This window comes from Ideonella sp. (assembly GCF_036277275.1).
GTDB lineage: Bacteria > Pseudomonadota > Gammaproteobacteria > Burkholderiales > Burkholderiaceae_C > Ideonella.
The window spans coordinates 94,006-114,900 of record NZ_DASUNH010000129.1; the positions used below are offsets into that span (position 1 = coordinate 94,006).

Below are 20,895 nucleotides of genomic sequence, written 5' to 3' on the forward strand. Positions count from 1 at the left end.
CGCGAGCGCCTGTTCAGGCACCGGGGCGGGCGGACTGCGCACGCTGGGCACGGTGGCCCTTCTCGGAGCCGGTACAGGCGTCTGGCTGCGTTTGCCATCAGCGGTTCTTCGATGAACACGCGGACGTGCCGGTTATTCGCTGCGAAGTGTTAACAGGCCTTAGGTTGCCACGATGCAAGCGCATGGGCTCGGCACTCGAATTGCCGTATTCTGACGAACTTGCTTTGCTTTTACAGTTTTCAGATCCGGTGGCGACGGCCGATCAAAACGCTTTGCGACCTCGCGGAGCAGAAGTTCATGCACCCTTGTCAGAGGTCACCGAGTCGTCCTGATGCGGTTTGCTAGGATTGCAGATTGGCTCTTCCCCGACGGACGGAAGTGCAGCCTGAAGACTGAGAAATCCCTGTATCTCAATTTCAGCAGCCCTGTCTAACCGTATCCCTTTTTTTGCGTGAGGTTTTCATGAAGGTCTTGGTTCTAGGTGGCGACGGTTTCTGCGGTTGGCCCACTGCGTTGCATCTGTCCAATATCGGACACGACGTGGTCATCGTCGACAACCTGTCCCGTCGCAAGATCGATGTTGAACTCGAGGTCGAATCGCTGACCCCGATCGCGCCGATGAGCACCCGCCTGCAGGCCTGGAAGGAAGTCTCCGGCAAGACCATCGAATTCCGCTATCTGGACGTCGCCCAGGACTACCAGGAACTGCTGGACCTGCTGCGCGACGAGAAGGTCGAGGCGGTCGTCCACTTCGCCGAACAGCGCGCCGCGCCCTATTCCATGAAGGGCGCCCGCCAGAAGCGCTACACCGTCGACAACAACCTGAACGCCACGCACAACCTGCTGTGCGCCGTCGTCGAATCGGGCCGTGACATCCACGTCGTCCACCTCGGCACGATGGGCGTGTACGGCTACGGCACCGCCGGCATGAAGATCCCCGAGGGCTACCTGAATGTCCAGGTGACCACCCCGGAGGGCAAGGTCGTCGAGCAGGAGATCCTGTACCCCGCCAACCCGGGCAGCATCTACCACCTGACGAAGACCCAGGATGCGCTGTTCTTCGCGTACTACAACAAGAACGACGGCCTGCGCGTCACCGACCTGCATCAAGGCATCGTCTGGGGCACCCACACTCCCGAGACGATGCGCGACGAGCGCCTGATCAACCGCTTCGACTACGACGGCGACTACGGCACCGTGCTGAACCGCTTCCTGATGCAGGCGGCCGTCGGCTATCCGCTGACCGTGCACGGCACGGGCGGCCAGACGCGCGCGTTCATCCACATCCGCGACACCGTCAAGTGCATCGAGCTCGCCCTGACCAACCCGCCCAAGCGCGGCGAGAAGGTCAAGATCTTCAACCAGATGACCGAGACGCACCGCGTGCGCGAGCTGGCCGATCTGGTCGCTGGTCTCACGGGTGCCAAGGTCTCCAACCTGCCCAACCCGCGCAAGGAGGCCGACGAGAACGAGCTGCACGTCGAGAACAAGTGCTTCATCGACCTGGGCCTGAAGCCGACGACGCTGCAAGACGGCCTGATGCTCGAGGTGACCGAGATCGCCAAGAAGTACTCGCAGCGCTGCGACCGCAGCCGCATCCCGTGCGTTTCGTACTGGACGCATTCGCAGCAGGACGCCGCCGAAAAGGGCCGTTGAGATGGCGCGAGTGCTGCTGACCGGCGGCTGCGGCTTCATCGGCGCCAACCTGGCGCCGATGTTGCGGGCCCGCGGGCACGAGGTGCGCATCCTCGACAACCTCTCGCGCGGCCGCGTCGAGTTCCTCGACGACCGTGCCGCCTACGAGGTGGTGCAGGCAGACATCCGCGACGAGTCCGCAGTGATCGCTGCTTGCGACGGCCGCGACGCGGTCGTCCACCTGGCTGCCTATGGCTCGGTCGTCGAGTCGGTGGCCGAGCCCTCCGAGAACTTCAGCATCAATGTCGAGGGCACGTTCAAGGTGCTCAACGCCGCTCGCCAGGCGGGCGTGCAGCGCGTGGTGTTCGCCTCCACCGGCGGAGCGCTGATCGGCAATGCCACGCCGCCGGTGAACGAGGGGGCGCTGCCCCGGCCGATCTCGCCCTATGGCGCCAGCAAGCTGGCCGGCGAGGGCTACTGCTGTGCCTTCGCCGAGGCGTATGGCATGTCGGTGACCGCCCTGCGCTTTGCCAACGTGATCGGCCCCATCAGCTGGCACAAAAAGGGCGCGGTGACTGCGTTCTTCAAGGCCATCATGAACGGCGATCCGATCCGCATCTATGGCGACGGCTCGGCCACGCGCGATTTCCTCTACGTGGAAGACCTGTGCCGCGGCATCGTCGCCGGCCTCGAAGCCGCGCTGCCGCGCTTCAATGTGTTCCACCTGGCCAGCGGCCGCGAGACGAGCGTCCGCGAACTCGCCGAGATCGCCTGCCGTGTCGGCGGCCGGCCGGAACATCCGATCGTGCACGACCTCAAGCGTCCCGGTGAAGTGGAGCGCAATTTCGCGACCTACGACCTGGCTCGCGAGCAACTCGGCTTTGGCCCGTCGGTGTCGATCGAAGATGCGATGGCCCGCACCTGGGCCTGGATGCAGGAACAGCCCCGCTGACGAACCCGCGGCGGGGGCATGCTCCCGCCGCGTCCGGTGAGGGCCGGCGCTGCCGGCCGCCAACAGAGGGGCCGCCAGGCCCCGCCTCCGCACGACGCATGAGCCCCGACCGCATCGCGACCCAGCAGAACACCGTGTCCGCCGCCCCTGGACTGCGCCCGGGCGCCACCACTTGTGCGCGTCTGCGCTTGGATGCCAACGACGGCCCGCTTGTCGAGGGCGGGCTGCGCCTCAAGGGCCTGTACAAGGCCTCCATGGCGGGCCGACCTCTGGTCAGCATCGTCACCGTGTGCCGCAATGCCGCGGCCACGCTCGAGAACGCCATGCTGTCGGTGTTCCAGCAGAGCTGGGACAACCTGGAGTACATCGTCGTCGATGGCGCCTCCAGCGACCAGACGCCGGCCCTGCTCGCCCGCCACGCCGACGCCATCGACTACTTCGTCAGCGAGCCTGACGCCAGCCTCTACGAGGCCATGAACAAGGGCCTGTCGCTGGCCACCGGCGACTTCGTGCTGCTGCTCAACGCCGACGACAGCTATGTCCCGACGGCGGTCGAAGAGCTCCTGCAGGCGCGGCGCTGCGCCGGCACTTCGTTCGTCTCGGCGCTTGCTGCCGAGATCACGCCTCAAGGCGTGTCGAAGAGCATCATGCGGTCGATGCCGTACGACTCCGGCACCCGGCTGCGCATGCCGCTGCGCCACGAGACCATGCTGATCCCGGCGGCGGTGTACGACGCCGTGGGCGGCTACGACCAGTCCTATCGGATCGCCGCCGATTTCGAGCTCACCATGCGTCTGTACGACGCCGGCTACACCCACTACGAGATCCCGCGCCCGCTGCTGAACTTCCGCAACGACGGCATCTCGAATGTCGACGACGCCGGCATGCTGCGTGAACGGGCCCGGGTGATCGCTGGCCGCTTTTCCTGCCTGTCGGCGGAAGACGTCAACCTGCTCTGCGACCGTCGCCACCACACCGGGCAGCAATTGCTGGCACTCGCGAGCCGGCATGCCGACCAACCGGACCTGGTCCGCTCGGTCCACGAATATGTCGAAGACAACGTGCTGCACGTCCGAAGCAAGGACAGGCCCTGGTGGCGCGATGGTCAGGCCGAACTGCTCGACGAGCTGAAGCGCCACCGCAGCGCGCTGCGCCCCAAGGTCAGCGTCATCCTCGCTGTTTACAACGCCCAGCAGACGCTGCGCCTGTGCCTGGACAGCGTGCTGCGGCAGACGCTCACCGAATTCGAGCTGATCTGTATCAACGACCAGACGCCGGACGAGTCCCAGGCGATCATCGACGAATACGCGGCGCGCGACAGCCGCGTCGTCTCGATGACGAATCCGGTCAATGTGGGGCTCGGTGCGACGCGCAACCGGGGCGTGCGCCGCGCCCGGGGTGCCTACATTTTCCACCTCGATCCCGACGACACCCTGCCGGACAACGCTCTGCAGCTGCTGTACGACCATGCGCAGCAGCACGGCAGCGATCTAGTCCGCGGCGCCTATCGACGCGAGCAGTTCCACAACGCCCGGGCCGACGCCGCCGGCTCCGTCGTCATGCATCCGATGAAGACGCCGCAGACGATCGTCAACGTTGGCGTCGCCGCATTGCCCGAGCTGCTGAAGATGCCCGAGGGGCACTGGGCCTTCCTCTACAAGGCCGAACTCGCACGGCGCGTGCCTTACCCGGAAGACCTGAAGATGGGCCAGGACGGCATCTTTCTGTGCTGCGTCCTGCCGGCGGCCCGGACGATCACCATCGTCCCGGACGTCGTCTACAACTACCTGGCCAACGCCGAGTCGGCGATGAATGTGTTCAACATGCGCAAGTACCTCGATGTGCTCGAGTGGCGTCGGCGCGCGTTGCATGTGCTGACCGATCACGGCCTGCGTGAATTCGGCGTGCGCCTGGTGACCAACTTCGCGGCGCTCGGCTGGCACGATCAGTTCCGCCGCCACTACGCGCAGTCCCCCGATCGCGCCTCGCTCGACCAACTGGGCAAGGCGATGCGCCAGGCCTTCAGCGAGGCCGGTCTCGACGAGATTCCGCCGCGGGTGCCTCCCGAGAAGCGAGGATTCCTGCAGCACCTGCTGGCGGGACGGATCGACGATGCGGAGCGCGAGCTGTTGCGGGCGCCGGCACCGGCGGGCGCCTCGGCAGCAAAGGCAGCAAAGGCAGATTCGACACCCGCACCGGCTTCGGTACCGGCAGCGGGAACTCGCCCGCAGGTCAGCGTCATCCTGCCGTTCTTCCGTGCCGAGTCCACCATCAGCGCGGCGCTCGACAGTGTGCTGGCGCAGAGCCTGCGCGAGTTCGAGGTGGTCTGCGTGGACGACCAGGCCCCCGATGGGTCGGCGGCCATCGTGCGGGCCTACGCGGCCCGCGATCCTCGTGTCGTGCTGCTGCCGAACGATCGCAACATCGGGCACGGGGCCTCGCGCAATGCCGGCGTCAAGGCCGCCCGGGGCGAGTTCGTCTTTCACCTCGACCCGGACGACATGATGCCCCCGACGGCGCTCGAACGCCTCGTGGCCGCGGCACGGCGCCATGGCAGCGACATGGTTCGCGGTGCTTACCTTCACGAACAGGCGTTGATGGGGCAGAAGGCCGCCAAGCCGGTTCGCAAGGGCCTGTCCGAAGGCGCGCCTCCGGTCGTCAACACGAATTTGGCTGCGCGGCCACAGTTGCTGGACCACACCGAGGGACACTGGTCCTACCTGTACCGCACCGAATTCGCACGCCGTGTGCCCTATCCGACCGACCTGAAGATGGGCCAGGACAGCATCTTCATCGTGCACGCTCTGATCGCCGCCCGCAGCGTCACGCTGACCGGCGAGCTGGCCTACATCTACCGCGCCAACCAGAGCAGCGCGATGAATAGCTTCACCCACCGCAAGTTCCTCGACTCGGTGGAGTGGCGTCGTCGCGCCTGGCGCGCGCTGGATGCAGCGGGGCACCAAGCCATCGGGCGGCGTCTGCTTCTTGCGTACTGGAGCGAGCCGTTCTTCGCTGCGCTGCGGCGCATCGAAGGCCCGGCGCAACTGCAGGAGTTCGCCAACCGGGTGGCCGCAGCTTTCGTCGAGGCTGGGCTGAGCCACACGGATTTGGACCGCGACCGCCCGCCGCAGCGCGCCCTGTTCGACCTGCTGGCCCGACGGTCCGTGGCCACCATCGCACTACCGGCGTCTGCGCCGGCCGCCGCCCGACCCGACGGCAAGGCAGGCGTGCGCGTGCTGACGTTGATATCGCGCGACCATGGCGGCGCCGGCACGGGCACGATGCGCCGCGTCGAGGCCCTGCGAAAACGCGGCGCGGACGCTCGAGTCGGTACGCTGGTCAAACGTTCCGCCAAGCCCTTCGTGTCGACACTGTCGCCGCAAGGCGGCGCTCCATCAAACGATCCAGAGGCGGTTTGGCGCATGGTGCGCGAGCGCGCCATCGATCCGGTGCGTGCCGTGCCGGGTTACTGCGCGCAGGAGTTGTTTTCACTGCCCGAGTCGGTGCTGGATTTCCGCCGCCTGCGCGGCCAGATCGACGCCGCGGACGTGCTGCACCTGCATTGGGTGGTCGGCATGTTCGACTATGCGCATGCCGCCGAAGTGCTGGGCGATCGGCCGGTCGTCTGGACCCTGGCCGACATGAATCCGTTCACCGGTGGCTGCCACTATTCCGAAGGCTGCGAGGAGTACCAGCGCGAGTGCCGCGCCTGCCCGCTGCTGGGGGGGCAGAGCGACATGGCCCAGCGTGCCCTCGAGCGCAAGAAGGCCAGTTATGCTGGCCTGCGCAACCTGCACATCATCTGTCCCTCGCAGTGGATCGCCGACCGCGTGGCGAAGAGCGCGCTGCTGGGCGACCGGCCCATCCACGTCATTCCCAACGCCTTTCCGACCGACCGCTTCACCCCGACCAACAAGGTGGTCGCCCGTATCGAACTCGGCCTGCCGCTGGACAAGAAGCTGCTGCTGTTCGGCGCGGACAGCTTGACCAGCAAACGCAAGGGCAGCGATTGGCTGAAGCGGGCACTTCGAATGGTTGCCAATCGCGACATCGAGGTGGTGCTGTTTGGCGGGGGCAAGATCGACCTGCCATTGCCGGCGCACCGCCTTGGACATATCGAAGACGAAGAGCGCCTCGCGCTGGCCTATTCGGCTGCTGACGCGTTTCTGTTTCCGTCGGCGGAGGACAACGCACCGCTGACGATCGGCGAGGCCCTGCTGTGCGGAACGCCGGTGGTGGCATTCCCCGTCGGCAACGTGCCCGACCTCGTGCGGCACCTTGACACTGGCTACATTGCGCGCTACCAGGACGCAGCTGACCTGGTGCGCGGTATCGAATGGGTGCTGGCTGCCGACGCCACGTCGGCATTGCGTCGGTCGCTGCGCTGCCGGCAATCAGCGGCTGCTTTCCACGACCCGGTGGTGGCGGCCGATCGGCATCTCGAGGTTTACCAGGAGGCGATGCGCCATGCGTGATCTGCTGTGCCAGTTTTCCCTTCGTGCACTCGCACTGGCTGCTGCGACGCTTACAGCCTCGGCTGCGTTCGCCAACCAGACCGTCTTCTGGCTGGAGCCGCGGTCCAACGTCACCTTCGACAAGCAGGTCACGCGCGAGATCGGCCAGCGTGCCGGCCTGGTCGTGCTGCGCGCGAGCTGGAACAACCCCGACCCCGACTACACGCTGAAGGCGGTGATCGGCCGCTTCAAGGCTGACACCACGGCGCCGGTGCTGTCCTACTCGTGGGCCAATCGCTACACCGACGCAGGCCGCAGCGAGGCCGACCTGTTGCGCGGCTTCGACGATGGCAAGGCACGCGCGCTCGCCGAGACCAAGGGTGACAACGACACCAAGGTGGACTTCCTCGACGTGCGCAACCCGGACGTGCGCAAGCGCGTGGTGAGCCAGTTCCTGCGCGCGCGCAACGGGCTCGGCGTCGACGGCTTCGCGGTCGACCTGTCGACCCGCACGCCCAACGCGCGTCCAGCCGAGCTGGCCAAGCGCTGCCAGCAGGAGGCAGACTTCTGCCCCTCCTACGCCGGCGGCATGGACGCGCTGTTCGGCGAGCTGCGCCAGGGCCTCGGGCCGAATGCCTTCGTCGTCTACAACGGCCTGTTCAACTTCGCGCCCGGCCAGTTGAAGGACCAGGCCAAGCTGCTGGCTTCGACCAGCGGCGCGGCGATCGAATTCTTCGGCATGGACCCGAAGAACCCGAAGCATAGTTTCACGGAGGACATCCGTCCCTTCCTCGAAATCATCCCTACGCTGCCGGCGAACCGTTCGGTGCTGGTCTTCGGCCGTGGCCCGTTGACCTACACCGACTATGCGCAGGACTACCTGTGGCAACGCTATCTCTACGCGTGCTTTCTGCTCGTCGCACGGCCGGTCGACTTCTTCAAGTACCACGCCACCTTCCAGGTGCCGACGCAGCGCGGCCGCACAGGTGGCATGGACTACTACGCCGATTGGAGCGCTGACCTCGGTGCGGCGCGCGGGGCAGCCCGCCAGGTAGGCGGTCTGTGGGTGCGTGAATTCGCCAACGGCCTCGTGGCCGCAGCCCCGGACGATGGCCGCGGCGGCACGCTCTCGTTGGGCGGCAAGGGCTACTTCACCCTGGAAGGCCACCGCCGGCTGGGCGAGCTGCGCTTGTCCGCGGGGGAAGGGGCGATCTTGCTGAACAGCGAAAGGCCCGCCAAGCCGGCCAAGCGCGAGATCGACGCGCGCACCATGGCGAGCTGGAAGTGGGGCGGCGCGCAGTTGGACAAGATGGACGGCCGCGAGGTCTTGCGTCTGGCCGCCGAGAAGCAGCCGGGCGAGCACGACGTCCTGCTCGACTTCGAGCGCTCGGCCAACCCCTACGAACACCTCGAGATCGATGCCGAGCTGCTCGACCGCTCGGCGGCCATCCTGGCGGTGGCCGAGGTCGACGACCCGAAGCGCGAGCACACCCAGGTGGTGCTGGAGGTTTCCAGCGACGACGGCAAGGGCGGAAGCGCGGCGCTCGAGGACGGCGCACCCTTCCGCAGCCCTACGGCCAAGAGCGGCCGCGACACCTGGCCGACATTGCACCTGAAGAAGAGCCTGAAACAGGAAACCTTTGGCTTCGGCGCCGCCGCGCTCGAAGGCACGAGATATCGGTTCAAGCGCTGGAGCCATGTGCGTTTGGTTGGCGCGGTCGCTGTTTCGCGCATCGAGCTGAACAACCCGACGATGCGCGTGGTCGACAAGCCTTGACGCGACCTTGATCGCCCGGCCTCCACACCGTCCCGCCGGCCGCCTGCAGCGGGCCGGACTGAAGAGGCCTCGACGCGGGCCGGCTGCAGTCGAGCCTGTTCTTCCGCGCGTCTCGCTCGGTCCTTCGACCTGAGCGAGACGGCTTTGGGCGCATGTGACGTCCGCAGGCGCCGCGGAGCTGCCGCGATGGGTCGCCTTGTTCGAGGCGATTGAGCGAACGACCGCGTGATTGCGCGCTTCGTCGGTCGAGACGAAGTCGTCCGGCGCCAATATCGGAGCCTACAAGGAGGCCCGTAGTCGCACGGGGTTATCCATGCCGGTCATGGCAAGCCGTCGAACCGTTGTGCGCTATGCTTATCGTTTATCCATTCCTGCCGCGCCGATGTCGATAATCGCTCCTTCTGCGCTCGCCGCGCCGCGTACCGAACGGACTGCGACGGCGATGTTCATGCTCGGTACGCCGCACGCGTCTTGGGAGTCACTCGCGCGCGCCGTATTGATCGGCGATGATCGCGGTCGGAACCTGCTGGACAACGGCTTGAGCGCCTGGCTCGATCGTGTCCTGGGCATCGACGCAACGCAGTGGGGCGTGCTGGCGGCCGACGATCAGCGCTGGAAGGCGGCCTTCGGTGATGCGCCGCGCGGCGGTGTGGATGTGCGGTTGTGCTGGGCGCTCGAAGCTCTCAACAAGTGTTTCCCCCATTCACGGTACCTGGTCTTCGTGGATACGCCGGTGCGCGCGCTGGCGCGCTGGATTGCCGGCGGCGGCCCGGGTGGCGTTGAGCAGGCGCTCGATTTGTGGTGTGCCGGCGCGCAGCGGCTGCTTCGCCATGCCCATCGGCATCCTCAGCGCGTGCTGATGGTCGCGAGCGACGAAGTGGAGGCGTGGCCGCAAGCGTTGAGCGGTCCCCTGCAGGAACACTTCGGCATGGCGCTGGGCGAAGTGCCCGTCATGCCCGGCGATGATCCGATGGCGGTCTCACTTGCATCGGCGCTTGTCGCCGGCCGGCTGGGGGTCCTCGGTCTCTACGAGGAATTGCTTGCCACCTGCGTGCCGCTGTCTCAAGACGACGTTTCGGTCCAGCGGCCGTCCGTTGCGTGGCGCGAAGATGTCGTCCGCCTGTATCGCGAAGGGCGGCAAGCGCACGAGCGCGAGCGGGCCAATGCCTGCGCGTTGTTGCTGCAATTGCACGCGGCCGAGGAAGCCATCGAGTCGCAAACCGTGACCGACCGCGAGCGCTCGGCGCAGCTCGCGCGCGTTCAGGGTCGCGAATCGCATCTGCGCAACGAGCTGGCAAGGCACGAGGAGCGGGCCAAGCAGGCGCGCCATCGCGAAGAGACCCTGCAACGCGAGGTCGCTGCGAAGACCAAAACGGTAGAGGAGCTGGTCGCTGCGAAGGCCAAAGCGGCAGGAGAGCTGGTCGCTGCGAAGACCAAAGCGGCAGGGGAGCTGGTCGCCGTTCAGCAGAAACTGACCAAGGCCGAGGCGCAGGCGCAGGCTCGCGCTGCCGAAGGCGCGCTGCTCCAGACGCAGGTGGAGCAATTGCAGGTGCAACTACGCAGCCATCATGCGGAGCTTGAGAAGATCCGCAGGGGCGGCAGCGTGTCGTCGTTCTCGTATCGTTCTGTCGAATTCGGCACGGTGCACGATCAGCCCCCGCACTGCCACGTCGACGTTCTGGTGCGTCGCGCGCAGTGGCCTGGACGCACGAAGGCACAGATGACGGTGCGATTGGTCGAACATGGAGGCCTGCCCGGACTCGTGCTGTTCGAGGAGGACGGGCGAACGCCGATCTCGGGTTGGCAGACCGGTGGACAGGAGCGAGGACGCAACTACATGGTGCTGATCCCGCAGGACGCCGCCGGCGCACAGACGCTGCAGTTGTTGGGCAGCGCCGATTGGATTGCAGTGACCGGCATCGTGCAGATGCTGGAAGTCGAGCTTGGCAACAAGCCTTTCGCGACCGCCCCGCGTTGGCGTTCTGTGGCGACCAGGTTGCGTTTGCTGCTGGCCGATCTGCCACCGCGCCTGCGCTACGACACGGCTGCGATGTGTTCCGCGCCCGAAGTGAACGGCCGGCTCGCCATCGACGTGCAGGTCGACGATGCACTCTTCGGCAGCCAGGCCCTGGGCACCGTGCATTTGCGTTGGCTGCTGGGAGGCCCTCGGGAGGGGCAACCGGCATTGCGTTGGCTACTGACGGCCGGTGGCGGGCGAAGACCCCCACTTGCGCATTGGCCGCTCCAGAAGAACGGCCATGTGTCCAGCGAGCTGATCGTTCCAGTCGGCACCGGACTCGACACGGCATCGAAGCGTGCCGCGTGGGCGGCCTTCAGTGCCCAGGAGCAAGGCATTTTGTTGGGATTGCTCGACGCCCTGCCGGCCTGCGCCGCCGCGATCGGCGCCGGGCTGCTGCCTCCCGGCTGGGACGCCAAGCGCCTCGCTGCCTCGGCAAAGGAGCTGCGCGATGAGGCCCATCGCCGTGCGCGCTCGGTTCGCCTGCGGCATCTGGTGCGCCGCGTGCTGCGGCGTGCCGCCTGACCGTCCGCCTCGCCACTCCGATGAAGGCTTTCCTCGACAGCATTGGGCGCGGGTTGCGCCATCCCACTGGCACCGTCGTCCACGTGGGCGCCGGCACCGGCGCGGTCATCGAAGACTACCGGTCACTGAATCCCGCGCGCCTGCTTCTCCTTGAAGGCGATCCGGATTCCGCGGCGGCGTTGCGCGAGCATGCCGCGGCAGAGGCGGTCGTCGAAGTGTTCGGTGACGTGGTCGCGCGCCGCGACATGAGCTTGCACTGGTATCGCTACACGCTTGCCAGCATGAACGGGCCGGTCGATCGTAGCGATCTGGTGCGCTTCTATCCACGCTTGCGCCTGCTCGGCGCGCAGCCGCTGAAGGCCGTCGCGTTCGATCGCTGGCTGGCGCAGGCCGTGGGTGAACTCGACGACGAGCACAGCCATGTGCTCGTGATGGACGTGCCAGGCCAGGAAGCCGTCCTGCTGCAGGCGCTGCCGCACGCATTGCTGGAGCGCTTCGAAGTCGTCGTGCTCAAAGGCTGCGCACCGTTGGTGGGTGAGGGCGTGATGCCCGCGGCATTCGCGGCGGCGCGCTTGCGCGAGCGCAGCTTCGAGGCGCTGGGAGACAACCATGATGCCGATCCGCTGTGGCCGGTCTCGGCGTGGCGATTCGATGTCCACGGCGCGCAAGTGAGGCGTCTGCGAGCCAGCGTTCTCCGGCTCGAGGAGGAGCAGCGGCGGGCCAATCTCGCGCTGCAAGAGCGTGACGCCGCGTTGAGCGCCGCGCGGGAGGCACTGGCTGCCGCGGAGAATCTGGCAGAGGATCGCGCCGCCGCGATCGAGACGCTGCGGGCGGCTCAGCGCGAGCGCGATGAAGCGATGGCTGCGCTGGTCGATGAGCAGCATTTGCAGGCGGCTCAGCGCGAGCGTGATGAAGCGATGGCTGCGCTGATCGATGAGCAGCATTTGCGGGAGGTTCAGCGCGAGCGCGATGAAGCGATGGCTGCTGTGCTGGTCGATGAGCAGCATTTGCAGGCGGCTGTGCGCGAGCGCGATGAAGCACGGACGGCGCTGGTCGATAGCCGGCAACGCCTGCAAGTGCTGGAGGGCGAGTTGCTCAGCAGCCAGCGGGCGCTGAGCGCCGCGGTCCGTGCGGAAGCTTTGCGGGAGAGCGATCTGCACGAGCTGCAGGAACGCTATTCCGCGTTGATGCGTGATCAGCGGGGCACCCAGGAGCTGCTGGCCAAGCTGACCGACAGGCTCATCGTGGCCAATCGCTACTACGAGGAGCTGGCGCTCGCCGCCGGGCAGGAGTCGATGCCCGCGACGAGGCCGAGGGCCCAGGAAAGGGTGCCGGCGCCCGTAGAGAGTGCGCGCTGAGCTGATGAACCAAGCCCCATCTCCGCCCGCGCTCACCAACCGGTGCGACGAGCTGCCGCATCGGCACGCCGTGGCAGCCGGCATGCTGGCGCGCACCTTGCGCGATGCCGTCGACCTCCTGGGCGCCAGTGCGTCGCCGGAGCCCGCGGCCGCCGAGCCGGTCCTGCCAGCGCCCTCGCTACTGCAGCAATGTCTTGAGCTGTGCCATACGGTCAAGCAGCGTCAGATGCAGCCGGTGCGGCTCGTCCACCATCTTGCCTGCAGTGGCGGCACGCTCATGTGCAAGTGCATTGCGGCGCTGCCCAATGTGCAGTTGCTCTCGGAAGTCGACCCGTTGAGCCCGCTGGCGCATGGTCCTTCGCGTGCCAAGTTCATGCCGACCGACATGATCGGCCTGCTGCGCCACAGCTCGCGCGGCGGCGACGATGAGCTGGTCGTGAAGTTGTTTCGCAGTTCGTTGCAGACGCTCTATGAAGCCACCGTGTCTCGCGGGCAGTATCTGTTGCTGCGCGACCATGCCCATGGCCACTTCTGTGTCGGCGAGAAGATCGAGGGCCGACCTGCGCTGCGTGAGTTGCTGCCGCCGGAGCTGCCGTCGCTGTCGTTGCTGACCGTTCGCCATCCGGTGGACAGCTTTGCGTCGCTTCGTCGCAACCGCTGGGTGCACTTCCAGCCCGACACTGTGGACGAGTATGCCCGCCGCTATCAGATGTTCCTTGATCACCATGGTGACGTGCCGATCGTCCGCTACGAGGACTTCGTACAGGACCCCGCGCGTGAACTCACCCGCATTTGCGGCGTGCTGAATCTGCCGATGCGAGAGAGTTTCGTCGACCTTTTCGACGCCATCGAGCTCAGTGGCGACAGCGGGCGCAGCGGCAGCGTCATCGAAGCGCGCTCTCGGCAGCCGGAGGCTGATGCCCTGATGAGCGAGGCCGCGCGCTCTGAACACATGCAGGCGCTCTGCAAGCGCTTGGATTACCCGCTGAGCTGAAGGCGGCGGACAGCGTAGAAAGCCAACAAGGAAAACGTACCGAGATGTCAGATCGATTCTGGTCGCAGTGCAAGCAGGCCATCGAGGCGTACGCGGCAAATGACGTCATTGCCGCGCGTCGCCTGCTGGCGGAAGGGCAGGCATCGCTGGCGGGCAGCTCGCTGGATGCGGCGATGCTGGCGAAGCGGCACCGGCACCTGAAGAGCGTGCGCTCGTACGTGGATCCGCAATCGGTGGTCGACGAGCCGGAGCCACAGCCGATTGCGGACGGGCGCTCATCCGAGGCGCAGACGGCGGAGATCGCGGATCTTCAGCGACGGGTGGAGCGGCTGGAGACCGAGAAGAACGAATTGTCGAAACGCCTCGTCTCGCTACCGTCCATCGATCCCCTGTGCCTTGTCGATATGGCGGCGCCGAGCGCGCTCCCCGAGCTCGAGCCGTTCGGCATCGCGGTGTTCGGCCATACGCGGCTCGAAGAGTTGAAGGCCGTGCTTGAAAGCCTGAAGCGACAGGACGCATTGCAGTACACCGAGGTCTGGCTGGATGGCCACCAGGGCAATCCGGTGCTGAAGCAGAAGGTGACCAAGACTTTCGAACTCGTGCAAGGCTATCCAGTCAAGCGCATCCACCGGCAGAACGGGCAGTTCGCATTCCGCAAGCTGCTGATCCTTGCGTTGTCCGAGATGTGCGGCCGCTATCGCGACATCCTCGTGCTGGAGGACGACTGTTTCCCCACGAGCGACGCCGTAGAGCAGTTCAGGGCCGAGATCGAGGCGGTGCGGTCCGATCCCAGCATCTTCTCGGTCTACGGCCATCACTTCCTCACGGACAGCGAAGGGGCGACCTGCCCCCGTTTCCAGGGATGGGGCTGGGCGACGACGACCGAGAAACTGGCTCCTGCGTTGCGCCAGCTCATCGACTGCTACTCGATGACCGAGGAACGCTACCAGCAGTTCGTCAGTCTTGCGCTGACGGCGGAAATCCGGGCTCGCATCGATGTCACGCCGCCGCGCCAGCCGACCCACACGCTTGAGCGCTTTTTCGCGTGGGACGAAACGCTGTGCCTGCTGACCGCGATGAACGGCCAGGTGCACAAGCCGACGCGCAAGCGCACCATCTACAACTGCGGCATGAGCAAGGACTCGACGCATTTCGCCGACAGCGCGCGCTACCGCATGCCACCGTACAACCTCATCACCACCGATGAGGTATGGCGCTATTTTTAGCGGCGTTTCGCCATGACGACCTTGAACCCCCATGCGCCGCACCTGGCATTCGCCGACCCTTCGCTCGCCGATGGCCGAGGGCACCATTTCGCGCTGACGCTTCAACTCACCCACGGCGCGCAGGCGCGTGGCATTCCCGTGACGTGGCTCGTGCACCGGGATTTCAATGCCGAGCCGCCAGACGGCGTCACTGTCCACAAGGTCTTCTCCGCGACGATGTACGACCGCTATCGCGCGGAGACCAAGGGGTGCCTTCCGCCGGACCTCCACAGGCGCCTGCTCGCCGAACTCGACGACGGCGTGGCGGCCGCGGGCTTGAGCGCGCGCGATCATGTGTACTTTCACACGGGGTTCGGCGACGTCTTCCGCGCACTGCAGTTGCATGCGCAGCGTGATCAGGCCTCGGAAGGTCCGTTCGTCCACGTGTGCACTCCCTACGACCACGACACCATGCCAGGGAAGGATCCAGGGCCCGCCGTGCTCGAAGCGCTGCGCTCGTTCCGTGCCCTTGCCAGCGTCGACCGCAAGCTGTTCTTCTGGGCGGAGACGCCTCAGCTCGCGCGCCACTACACGGCGACCTATGGCTTCAATATGCGGCCCATGCCGCTGCCGGCGCCTTGGATGTCGAAGTCTTCAGCGGCACCCGATGCCACGCGTCCGGTCACGGTCCTTTATCTCGGCGCAGCGCGCGAGGAGAAGGGATTCCTGCACCTGCCGACGCTCGCAGAGCGCCTGTACGAATCGCTCGGCCGATCGGGCCGCTTACGTTTCGTCGTGCAGTGCAGCCCGCAGATCATCGGCTATCTACCCGCGATCCGGCAGGCGATCGAGCGGCTGCAGGCACTGCCATCGAGTTACGTGCGGCTGATTCCGGATGTGCTCGGCGAAGAAGAGTACCGGTCGAATCTGCTCGAATGCGACATCGTCGCGCTGCTCTACGACCGCAAGAACTACCGCATCCGCGGGTCCGGCGTTGCCGTCGAGGCGGTGGCGGCGGACAAATGCCTGTTGACCTTCGCCGGCACATTCTGCGCGAGCCTCGTCACCGAAGGTGGTGGCTGCGTGGTCGAGCACCTGGACGAAGCCGTCGACCAGCTCGCGGGGATGGTTGAGAGAATGGGCGAATACCGTGCACGGGCAGAAGTGCAGGGCCGCAAGTACCGCCTGGTCAACGATGTCGGCGCATACGCTGCGCGCATTCTCGCGCGCAGCGAGCCCCGTAATCGCTCGCCATTCTTCCCGAGCACACTGGTCGGCCGCATAGGTGCGCCGATGCTCGCCGCACCTTGAGGGCAGTCACGCGCGACCGCCCAGAGCCCGCCATGGAGTTGTTTGCATGAGAGTCTCGTTCGTCAATCAGGATGGCTTGCTGAAGAACCTGAAGAAGCTGGGTTTCTATCCGAAGGTCGTGTTCGATGTTGGCGTCGCCAACGGCACGCCCTGGCTGTATTCGGCATTCCCGGATGCGATGTTCTATCTGTTCGAGCCGGTCGAGTCGTTCGGGCCGGCGATCGCGCAGATTCTCGAGAAGATTCGGGGCGAGCACGTGCGCGTCGCGCTTGGTTCGCAGTCCAAGAAGGTGACCTTCTATGTGCCGCGAGATCAAGGCCTGCACCAGATCGCCACAGTCTGCTTCGAAGGATCCACGGTGCCGGAGGACACCAAGCACGAGATCGACATGATTACGCTCGACTCGTTCACCAAGGGTCTGGCGTTGCCGCAACCCGTCCTGCTGAAGACCGACGCGCAGGGGTTCGACCTCGACGTGGCGAAGGGCGCCGTCGAGACCCTGAAGAGAGTCGACCTCGTCATCACCGAGACGCCGATGTACGGGCCGTGGGGCGGCGGTCCGGAGCTGAAGGACTACCTGGAGTTCTATTTCTCCAACGGCTTTATCCTCTACGACATGGTCGAGCCCCTGCGTCGGCCGGGTGACGATCGCCTGCACTCGATCGACCTGTGCTTCGCGAGCCTGTGCTCGCCGATCAGCGAGCGCAATCTCTACATGAGCGGCAAGGAAACGTTGAACCGTGCACGTGCCTACTACGAGAAGATGCAGGAAGCCAGGCAGCGCGAGGGGGATTGAGCGCCCTCTGCGCGGCGCTTTGGCGTGGTGTCTCGCCGCACTCACGCCGGCGCGCAGCCGGCACCCCCCTCCGCCACCCTCGGAGACCTTAAGGGCTGCGTCTTCGTGATCGGCTCGGCGCCGGTGACCGGGGCGAAGAAATAGGACAGTCGCTTCGACGCCATTGGCCAGTTGGCGAATCAACGGCGTTTCGGGATGGACATGAACGGCATTCGCGCGAGCGGCTTCGAGTCGTTGACCATCGCTCGAAACGGGATCATCAGCGTCGGGTATGCCGGCATCATGCTCACCGAGTCGGCCGAGACGGATGCGCCTCGACAGCAAGTCGGACGGCTGCAATTCGGTTCCGCCTCCCGGGCGCTGAGCATGGCAGGGCGGTGACTGCGCCGTCTGCACCCGTCGTACGGTGGGTCATCAATGGGAATTCCGGCGCGCTGCGAGTCACGTCGGCGCTTCCGCATTAGGGTGCGGGTAGACTCTTGCCATGACCAGAAAGACCGCGCTCATCACCGGCGTCACCGGCCAGGACGGAAGCTACCTGGCCGAGTTCCTGCTCGCAAAAGGTTACGAAGTTCACGGCATCAAGCGCCGGGCGTCGCTGTTCAATACCCAGCGGGTCGACCACATCTACGAAGACCCGCATGTTGAGCACCAGCGCTTCGTGCTGCACTACGGCGACCTGACCGACAGTTCCAACCTAACCCGCATCCTGCAGCAGGTGCGTCCGGATGAGGTATACAACCTCGGTGCGCAATCGCACGTGGCCGTGAGCTTTGAAGCGCCGGAGTACACCGCCGACGTGGATGCCATGGGCACCTTGCGCCTGCTCGAGGCGATCCGCCTGCTTGGCCTGCAGGACCGGACCCGCTTCTACCAGGCCAGCACCAGCGAGCTGTACGGTCTCGTGCAGGAGATCCCGCAGCGCGAAACCACGCCGTTCCACCCGCGCAGCCCATATGCGGTGGCCAAGCTCTACGCGTACTGGATCACGGTCAACTACCGGGAGGCGTACGGCATGTATGCCTGCAACGGCATCCTGTTCAACCACGAGAGCCCGCGCCGCGGCGAGACCTTCGTGACGCGCAAGGTCACTCGTGGGCTGGCCAACATCGCCCAGGGCCTTGAGCGCTGCCTCTACATGGGCAACATCGACGCGCTGCGCGACTGGGGCCACGCGAAGGACTACGTGCGCATGCAGTGGCTGATGCTGCAGCAGGATCATGCCGAGGATTTCGTCATCGCGACGGGGGTGCAGCATTCTGTGCGCGAGTTCATCACCTGGGCCGCGGCCGACCTCGGGGTGACGCTTCGATTCGACGGGCACGGCGTGGACGAGCGTGGCGTCGTCGAAGCCGTGCAAGGCGACAAGGCACCGGCCCTCAAGCCCGGTGACACGATCGTCGCCATCGATCCGCGCTACTTCCGCCCGGCCGAGGTCGAAACGCTGCTGGGCGATCCATCGCGCGCAAAGCTTAAGCTCGGGTGGACGCCGGAGATCGGCGCGCGGCAGATGTGCGCCGAGATGGTGGCCGAGGACCTTCGCGCCGCGCAGCGCATGGCGTTGTTGCGCTCGCATGGACACGATGTCGCCGTGGCGCGCGAGGCGGGCGCCAAATGACGACGGCCACCATCGATCGCAGCACGCCGGTGTTCGTCGCCGGTCATCGGGGCATGGTCGGCTCAGCCATCGTTCGGCGCTTGCAGGCCTTGGGCTACACGCAGGTCGTGACGGCCGCCCGCAGCGAGCTCGATCTTGGCTCGCAGGCTCAGGTGCGTGAGTTCTTCGCGGCGCGCGGCATCGGGCACGTGGTGCTGGCGGCGGCCAAGGTCGGCGGCATCCACGCGAACAACACCTATCCGGCGGAGTTCATCTACGAGAACCTGATGATCGAGTGCAACGTGGTCCATGCCGCGCATTGCGCCGGCATCCGCCGCCTGCTGTTCCTCGGATCTTCGTGCATCTACCCGCGCCAGGCGCCACAGCCCATGCGCGAGGACGCGCTGCTCACCGGCGTGCTCGAAAGCACCAACGAACCGTATGCGATCGCCAAGATCGCCGGCATCAAGCTCTGCGAAAGCTACAACCGCCAGTACGGGCACGACTACCGCAGCGTGATGCCGACCAACCTGTACGGCCCGAACGACAATTTCCACCCCGAGAACTCCCATGTGATTCCCGCGCTGCTGCGCCGCTTTCACGCGGCGGTCGAAAGCGGCGCCGACGAGGTGGTGATCTGGGGCAGCGGACAGCCGCTGCGCGAGTTCCTGCATGTCGACGACATGGCGGCGGCCAGCGTGCATGTGATGGAACTCGACGACGAAGTCTACCGCCGGCACACCCAGCCGATGCTCTCGCATATCAACGTCGGCACCGGCGTCGATTGCAGCATCCGTGAACTGGCCGAGACCTGCGCGCGCGTGAGCGGCTTCCAGGGCCGGCTCAGCTTCGATGCCAGCAAGCCCGACGGCACCCCGCGCAAGCTGATGGACGTCTCGCGCCTGCGCTCGCTGGGTTGGCAGGCGGGCATCCCGTTGGAGCAAGGGCTGCGCGAAACCTACGCCTGGTTCCTCGAGCATCACGCCACTGCGCGCCTGTGAGGCCTTCCATGCCCGCGATCAGCGTCGTGATGCCCACCTTGAACCAGCGGCCGTTCATCGGCGAAGCGGTTCGCAGCATCATGTCGCAAGAAGTCGACGACGTCGAGGTCGTCGTCATGGATGGCGGCTCGACCGATGGTACGCAGACCGAGCTGCAGGCGCTGGAAGCGGCCTTTCCCGGCCGGCTGCGCTGGTTCTCCGGGCCCGACGACGGCCCGGCCGACGCGGTGCATCGCGGTATCCTGGAGGCCAGAGCGCCGCTGATCGGCTGGCTCAACTCTGATGACATCTACCGCCCGGGGGCGATGCGCCGGGCACTTGAACACCTGTCTGGCCACCCCGAGCACGTGATGGTCTATGGGCAGGGCGAGCACGTCGATGTGCATGGGCGGCACCTGGAGGTCTACCCGACCTTGCCGCCGTCGACGCCGATCCACGTCTTCGCCGACGGCTGCTTCATCTGTCAGCCTACCGCCTATTTCCGCCGCGCGCCCTACATCGAATCCGGCGGACTCGACAACTCGCTGAAGGCCGCATTCGATTTCGACCTCTGGATGCGGCTGTTCAAGCGGCATCCGCGCGGGATCGGTTTTGTCGACGCCATGCAGGCGAGTACGCGCCTACACGAAGGTGCCATCACGATGCGCATGCGGCAGCGCGTCGCGCTGGAAGGCCTGCAGGTCGTGCATCGGCATCTTGGCGCCGCGCCCGGCCACTGGTTGCTGACGCACCTGGACGAGATGTGTGCAACCCATCCGTTTCGCGCCGACCCGATGACGCTGCGCGAGGCGATGTCCGACCTCGTCCAGCGCGCATCGGGTTGGTTGGCGCCCGGACATGCCGACGAGGTCCTGCGGCGCACGGATGCGGATCGCCGGGTGCAACTGTCGACGGCGCACGTCGGCGTGGGGGTTCATGCGGACGGTTGGGCGGGCCCGACTTGCGAGTTGCGCCTGCGAGCCGATGGCCCACCCGTGGCGGCGATGCGCCTGACTTGTGCGAACGAGCGCCGCGGCGGCAGTCTCCTGCGTATCCGCATTCATGACCCGGACGGTGGCGTATCGGGCGTCGACGTCGACGGCCCGGGCCGATTCGAGCTGGTGGTGCCGGTGTCACCCGCGCAACGCCGCGAGCAGGCCGTGTGGAGCATCGAGACCGAAGGCGGCTTCGTGCCGATCGACCTCGACCCACGCTCGTCGGACCGGCGCGAGTTGGCGTTCCGCGTGCTCGACTTCACCGTGCAGCCTGCCTGAGCCCGCGGGTTTCAGGGCTT

General features: G+C 66.2%; 14 protein-coding genes. All 14 read left to right on the plus strand.

Annotated elements, in window-relative coordinates; translation table 11 throughout:
- Positions 1 to 462: 462 nt before the first annotated feature.
- The 14 genes from VFY73_RS22190 to VFY73_RS22255 all read left to right on the plus strand — a co-directional run bounded on the left by VFY73_RS22190 (position 463) and on the right by VFY73_RS22255 (position 20,875).
- Complete coding sequence (locus tag VFY73_RS22190) at positions 463 to 1,656, plus strand: NAD-dependent epimerase/dehydratase family protein (protein WP_329722857.1); 1,194 nt, start codon at positions 463 to 465, stop codon at positions 1,654 to 1,656.
- A 1-nt stretch (position 1,657) separates the two neighbouring features.
- A complete protein-coding gene (locus VFY73_RS22195; RefSeq protein ID WP_329722859.1) occupies positions 1,658 to 2,587 on the plus strand; it encodes an NAD-dependent epimerase/dehydratase family protein in 930 nt (309 codons plus the stop codon).
- A gap of 98 nt (positions 2,588 to 2,685) precedes the next feature.
- Positions 2,686 to 7,062, plus strand: a complete 4,377-nt coding sequence (locus tag VFY73_RS22200) for a glycosyltransferase (RefSeq protein WP_329722861.1) — start codon at positions 2,686 to 2,688, stop codon at positions 7,060 to 7,062.
- Positions 7,055 to 8,818, plus strand: coding sequence for a putative glycoside hydrolase (locus tag VFY73_RS22205; RefSeq protein WP_329722863.1), 1,764 nt, complete (start codon positions 7,055 to 7,057; stop codon positions 8,816 to 8,818). Before VFY73_RS22200 ends, VFY73_RS22205 begins: the two co-directional genes overlap by 8 nt.
- Positions 8,819 to 9,047: 229 nt before the next feature.
- Positions 9,048 to 11,360, plus strand: coding sequence for a hypothetical protein (locus VFY73_RS22210; RefSeq protein ID WP_329722865.1), 2,313 nt, complete (start codon positions 9,048 to 9,050; stop codon positions 11,358 to 11,360).
- Positions 11,361 to 11,380: 20 nt separating this feature from the next.
- The gene (locus tag VFY73_RS22215; protein WP_329722867.1) at positions 11,381 to 12,718 is read left to right on the plus strand and encodes a hypothetical protein; all 1,338 of its coding nucleotides are present in this window, start codon (positions 11,381 to 11,383) and stop codon (positions 12,716 to 12,718) included.
- 82 nt (positions 12,719 to 12,800) lie between these two features.
- Positions 12,801 to 13,712, plus strand: a complete 912-nt coding sequence (locus VFY73_RS22220) for a sulfotransferase (protein ID WP_329722869.1) — start codon at positions 12,801 to 12,803, stop codon at positions 13,710 to 13,712.
- 44 nt (positions 13,713 to 13,756) lie between these two features.
- A complete protein-coding gene (locus VFY73_RS22225) occupies positions 13,757 to 14,938 on the plus strand; it encodes a hypothetical protein (protein ID WP_329722871.1) in 1,182 nt (393 codons plus the stop codon).
- Between the two features lie 12 nt (positions 14,939 to 14,950).
- Positions 14,951 to 16,228 (plus strand): hypothetical protein, encoded by a 1,278-nt coding sequence (locus VFY73_RS22230; RefSeq protein WP_329722873.1) that lies wholly within the window; start codon positions 14,951 to 14,953, stop codon positions 16,226 to 16,228.
- A 46-nt stretch (positions 16,229 to 16,274) separates the two neighbouring features.
- The gene (locus VFY73_RS22235) at positions 16,275 to 17,024 is read left to right on the plus strand and encodes an FkbM family methyltransferase (protein ID WP_329722875.1); all 750 of its coding nucleotides are present in this window, start codon (positions 16,275 to 16,277) and stop codon (positions 17,022 to 17,024) included.
- A gap of 195 nt (positions 17,025 to 17,219) precedes the next feature.
- Positions 17,220 to 17,405, plus strand: a complete 186-nt coding sequence (locus tag VFY73_RS22240) for a hypothetical protein (protein ID WP_329722877.1) — start codon at positions 17,220 to 17,222, stop codon at positions 17,403 to 17,405.
- A 103-nt stretch (positions 17,406 to 17,508) separates the two neighbouring features.
- Entirely contained in the window at positions 17,509 to 18,642 is a 1,134-nt protein-coding gene (gene gmd, locus VFY73_RS22245; RefSeq protein WP_329722879.1) for a GDP-mannose 4,6-dehydratase, read from the plus strand.
- Complete coding sequence (fcl, locus tag VFY73_RS22250) at positions 18,639 to 19,622, plus strand: GDP-L-fucose synthase (RefSeq protein WP_329722881.1); 984 nt, start codon at positions 18,639 to 18,641, stop codon at positions 19,620 to 19,622. Before gmd ends, fcl begins: the two co-directional genes overlap by 4 nt.
- Positions 19,623 to 19,630: 8 nt before the next feature.
- Positions 19,631 to 20,875, plus strand: a complete 1,245-nt coding sequence (locus tag VFY73_RS22255; protein ID WP_329722883.1) for a glycosyltransferase — start codon at positions 19,631 to 19,633, stop codon at positions 20,873 to 20,875.
- Positions 20,876 to 20,895 lie beyond the last annotated feature (20 nt).

Bases quoted from the DNA above. Each gene is read 5' to 3' on its own strand.
- VFY73_RS22190 (WP_329722857.1), top strand. From the start codon at position 463: ATGAAGGTCTTGGTTCTAGGTGGCGACGGTTTCTGCGGTTGGCCCACT.
- VFY73_RS22195 (WP_329722859.1), top strand. From the start codon at position 1,658: ATGGCGCGAGTGCTGCTGACCGGCGGCTGCGGCTTCATCGGCGCCAAC.
- VFY73_RS22200 (WP_329722861.1), top strand. From the start codon at position 2,686: ATGAGCCCCGACCGCATCGCGACCCAGCAGAACACCGTGTCCGCCGCC.
- VFY73_RS22205 (WP_329722863.1), top strand. From the start codon at position 7,055: ATGCGTGATCTGCTGTGCCAGTTTTCCCTTCGTGCACTCGCACTGGCT.
- VFY73_RS22215 (WP_329722867.1), top strand. From the start codon at position 11,381: ATGAAGGCTTTCCTCGACAGCATTGGGCGCGGGTTGCGCCATCCCACT.
- VFY73_RS22220 (WP_329722869.1), top strand. From the start codon at position 12,801: ATGCTGGCGCGCACCTTGCGCGATGCCGTCGACCTCCTGGGCGCCAGT.
- VFY73_RS22225 (WP_329722871.1), top strand. From the start codon at position 13,757: ATGTCAGATCGATTCTGGTCGCAGTGCAAGCAGGCCATCGAGGCGTAC.
- VFY73_RS22230 (WP_329722873.1), top strand. From the start codon at position 14,951: ATGACGACCTTGAACCCCCATGCGCCGCACCTGGCATTCGCCGACCCT.
- VFY73_RS22235 (WP_329722875.1), top strand. From the start codon at position 16,275: ATGAGAGTCTCGTTCGTCAATCAGGATGGCTTGCTGAAGAACCTGAAG.
- VFY73_RS22240 (WP_329722877.1), top strand. From the start codon at position 17,220: ATGGACATGAACGGCATTCGCGCGAGCGGCTTCGAGTCGTTGACCATC.
- gmd (WP_329722879.1), top strand. From the start codon at position 17,509: ATGACCAGAAAGACCGCGCTCATCACCGGCGTCACCGGCCAGGACGGA.
- fcl (WP_329722881.1), top strand. From the start codon at position 18,639: ATGACGACGGCCACCATCGATCGCAGCACGCCGGTGTTCGTCGCCGGT.
- VFY73_RS22255 (WP_329722883.1), top strand. From the start codon at position 19,631: ATGCCCGCGATCAGCGTCGTGATGCCCACCTTGAACCAGCGGCCGTTC.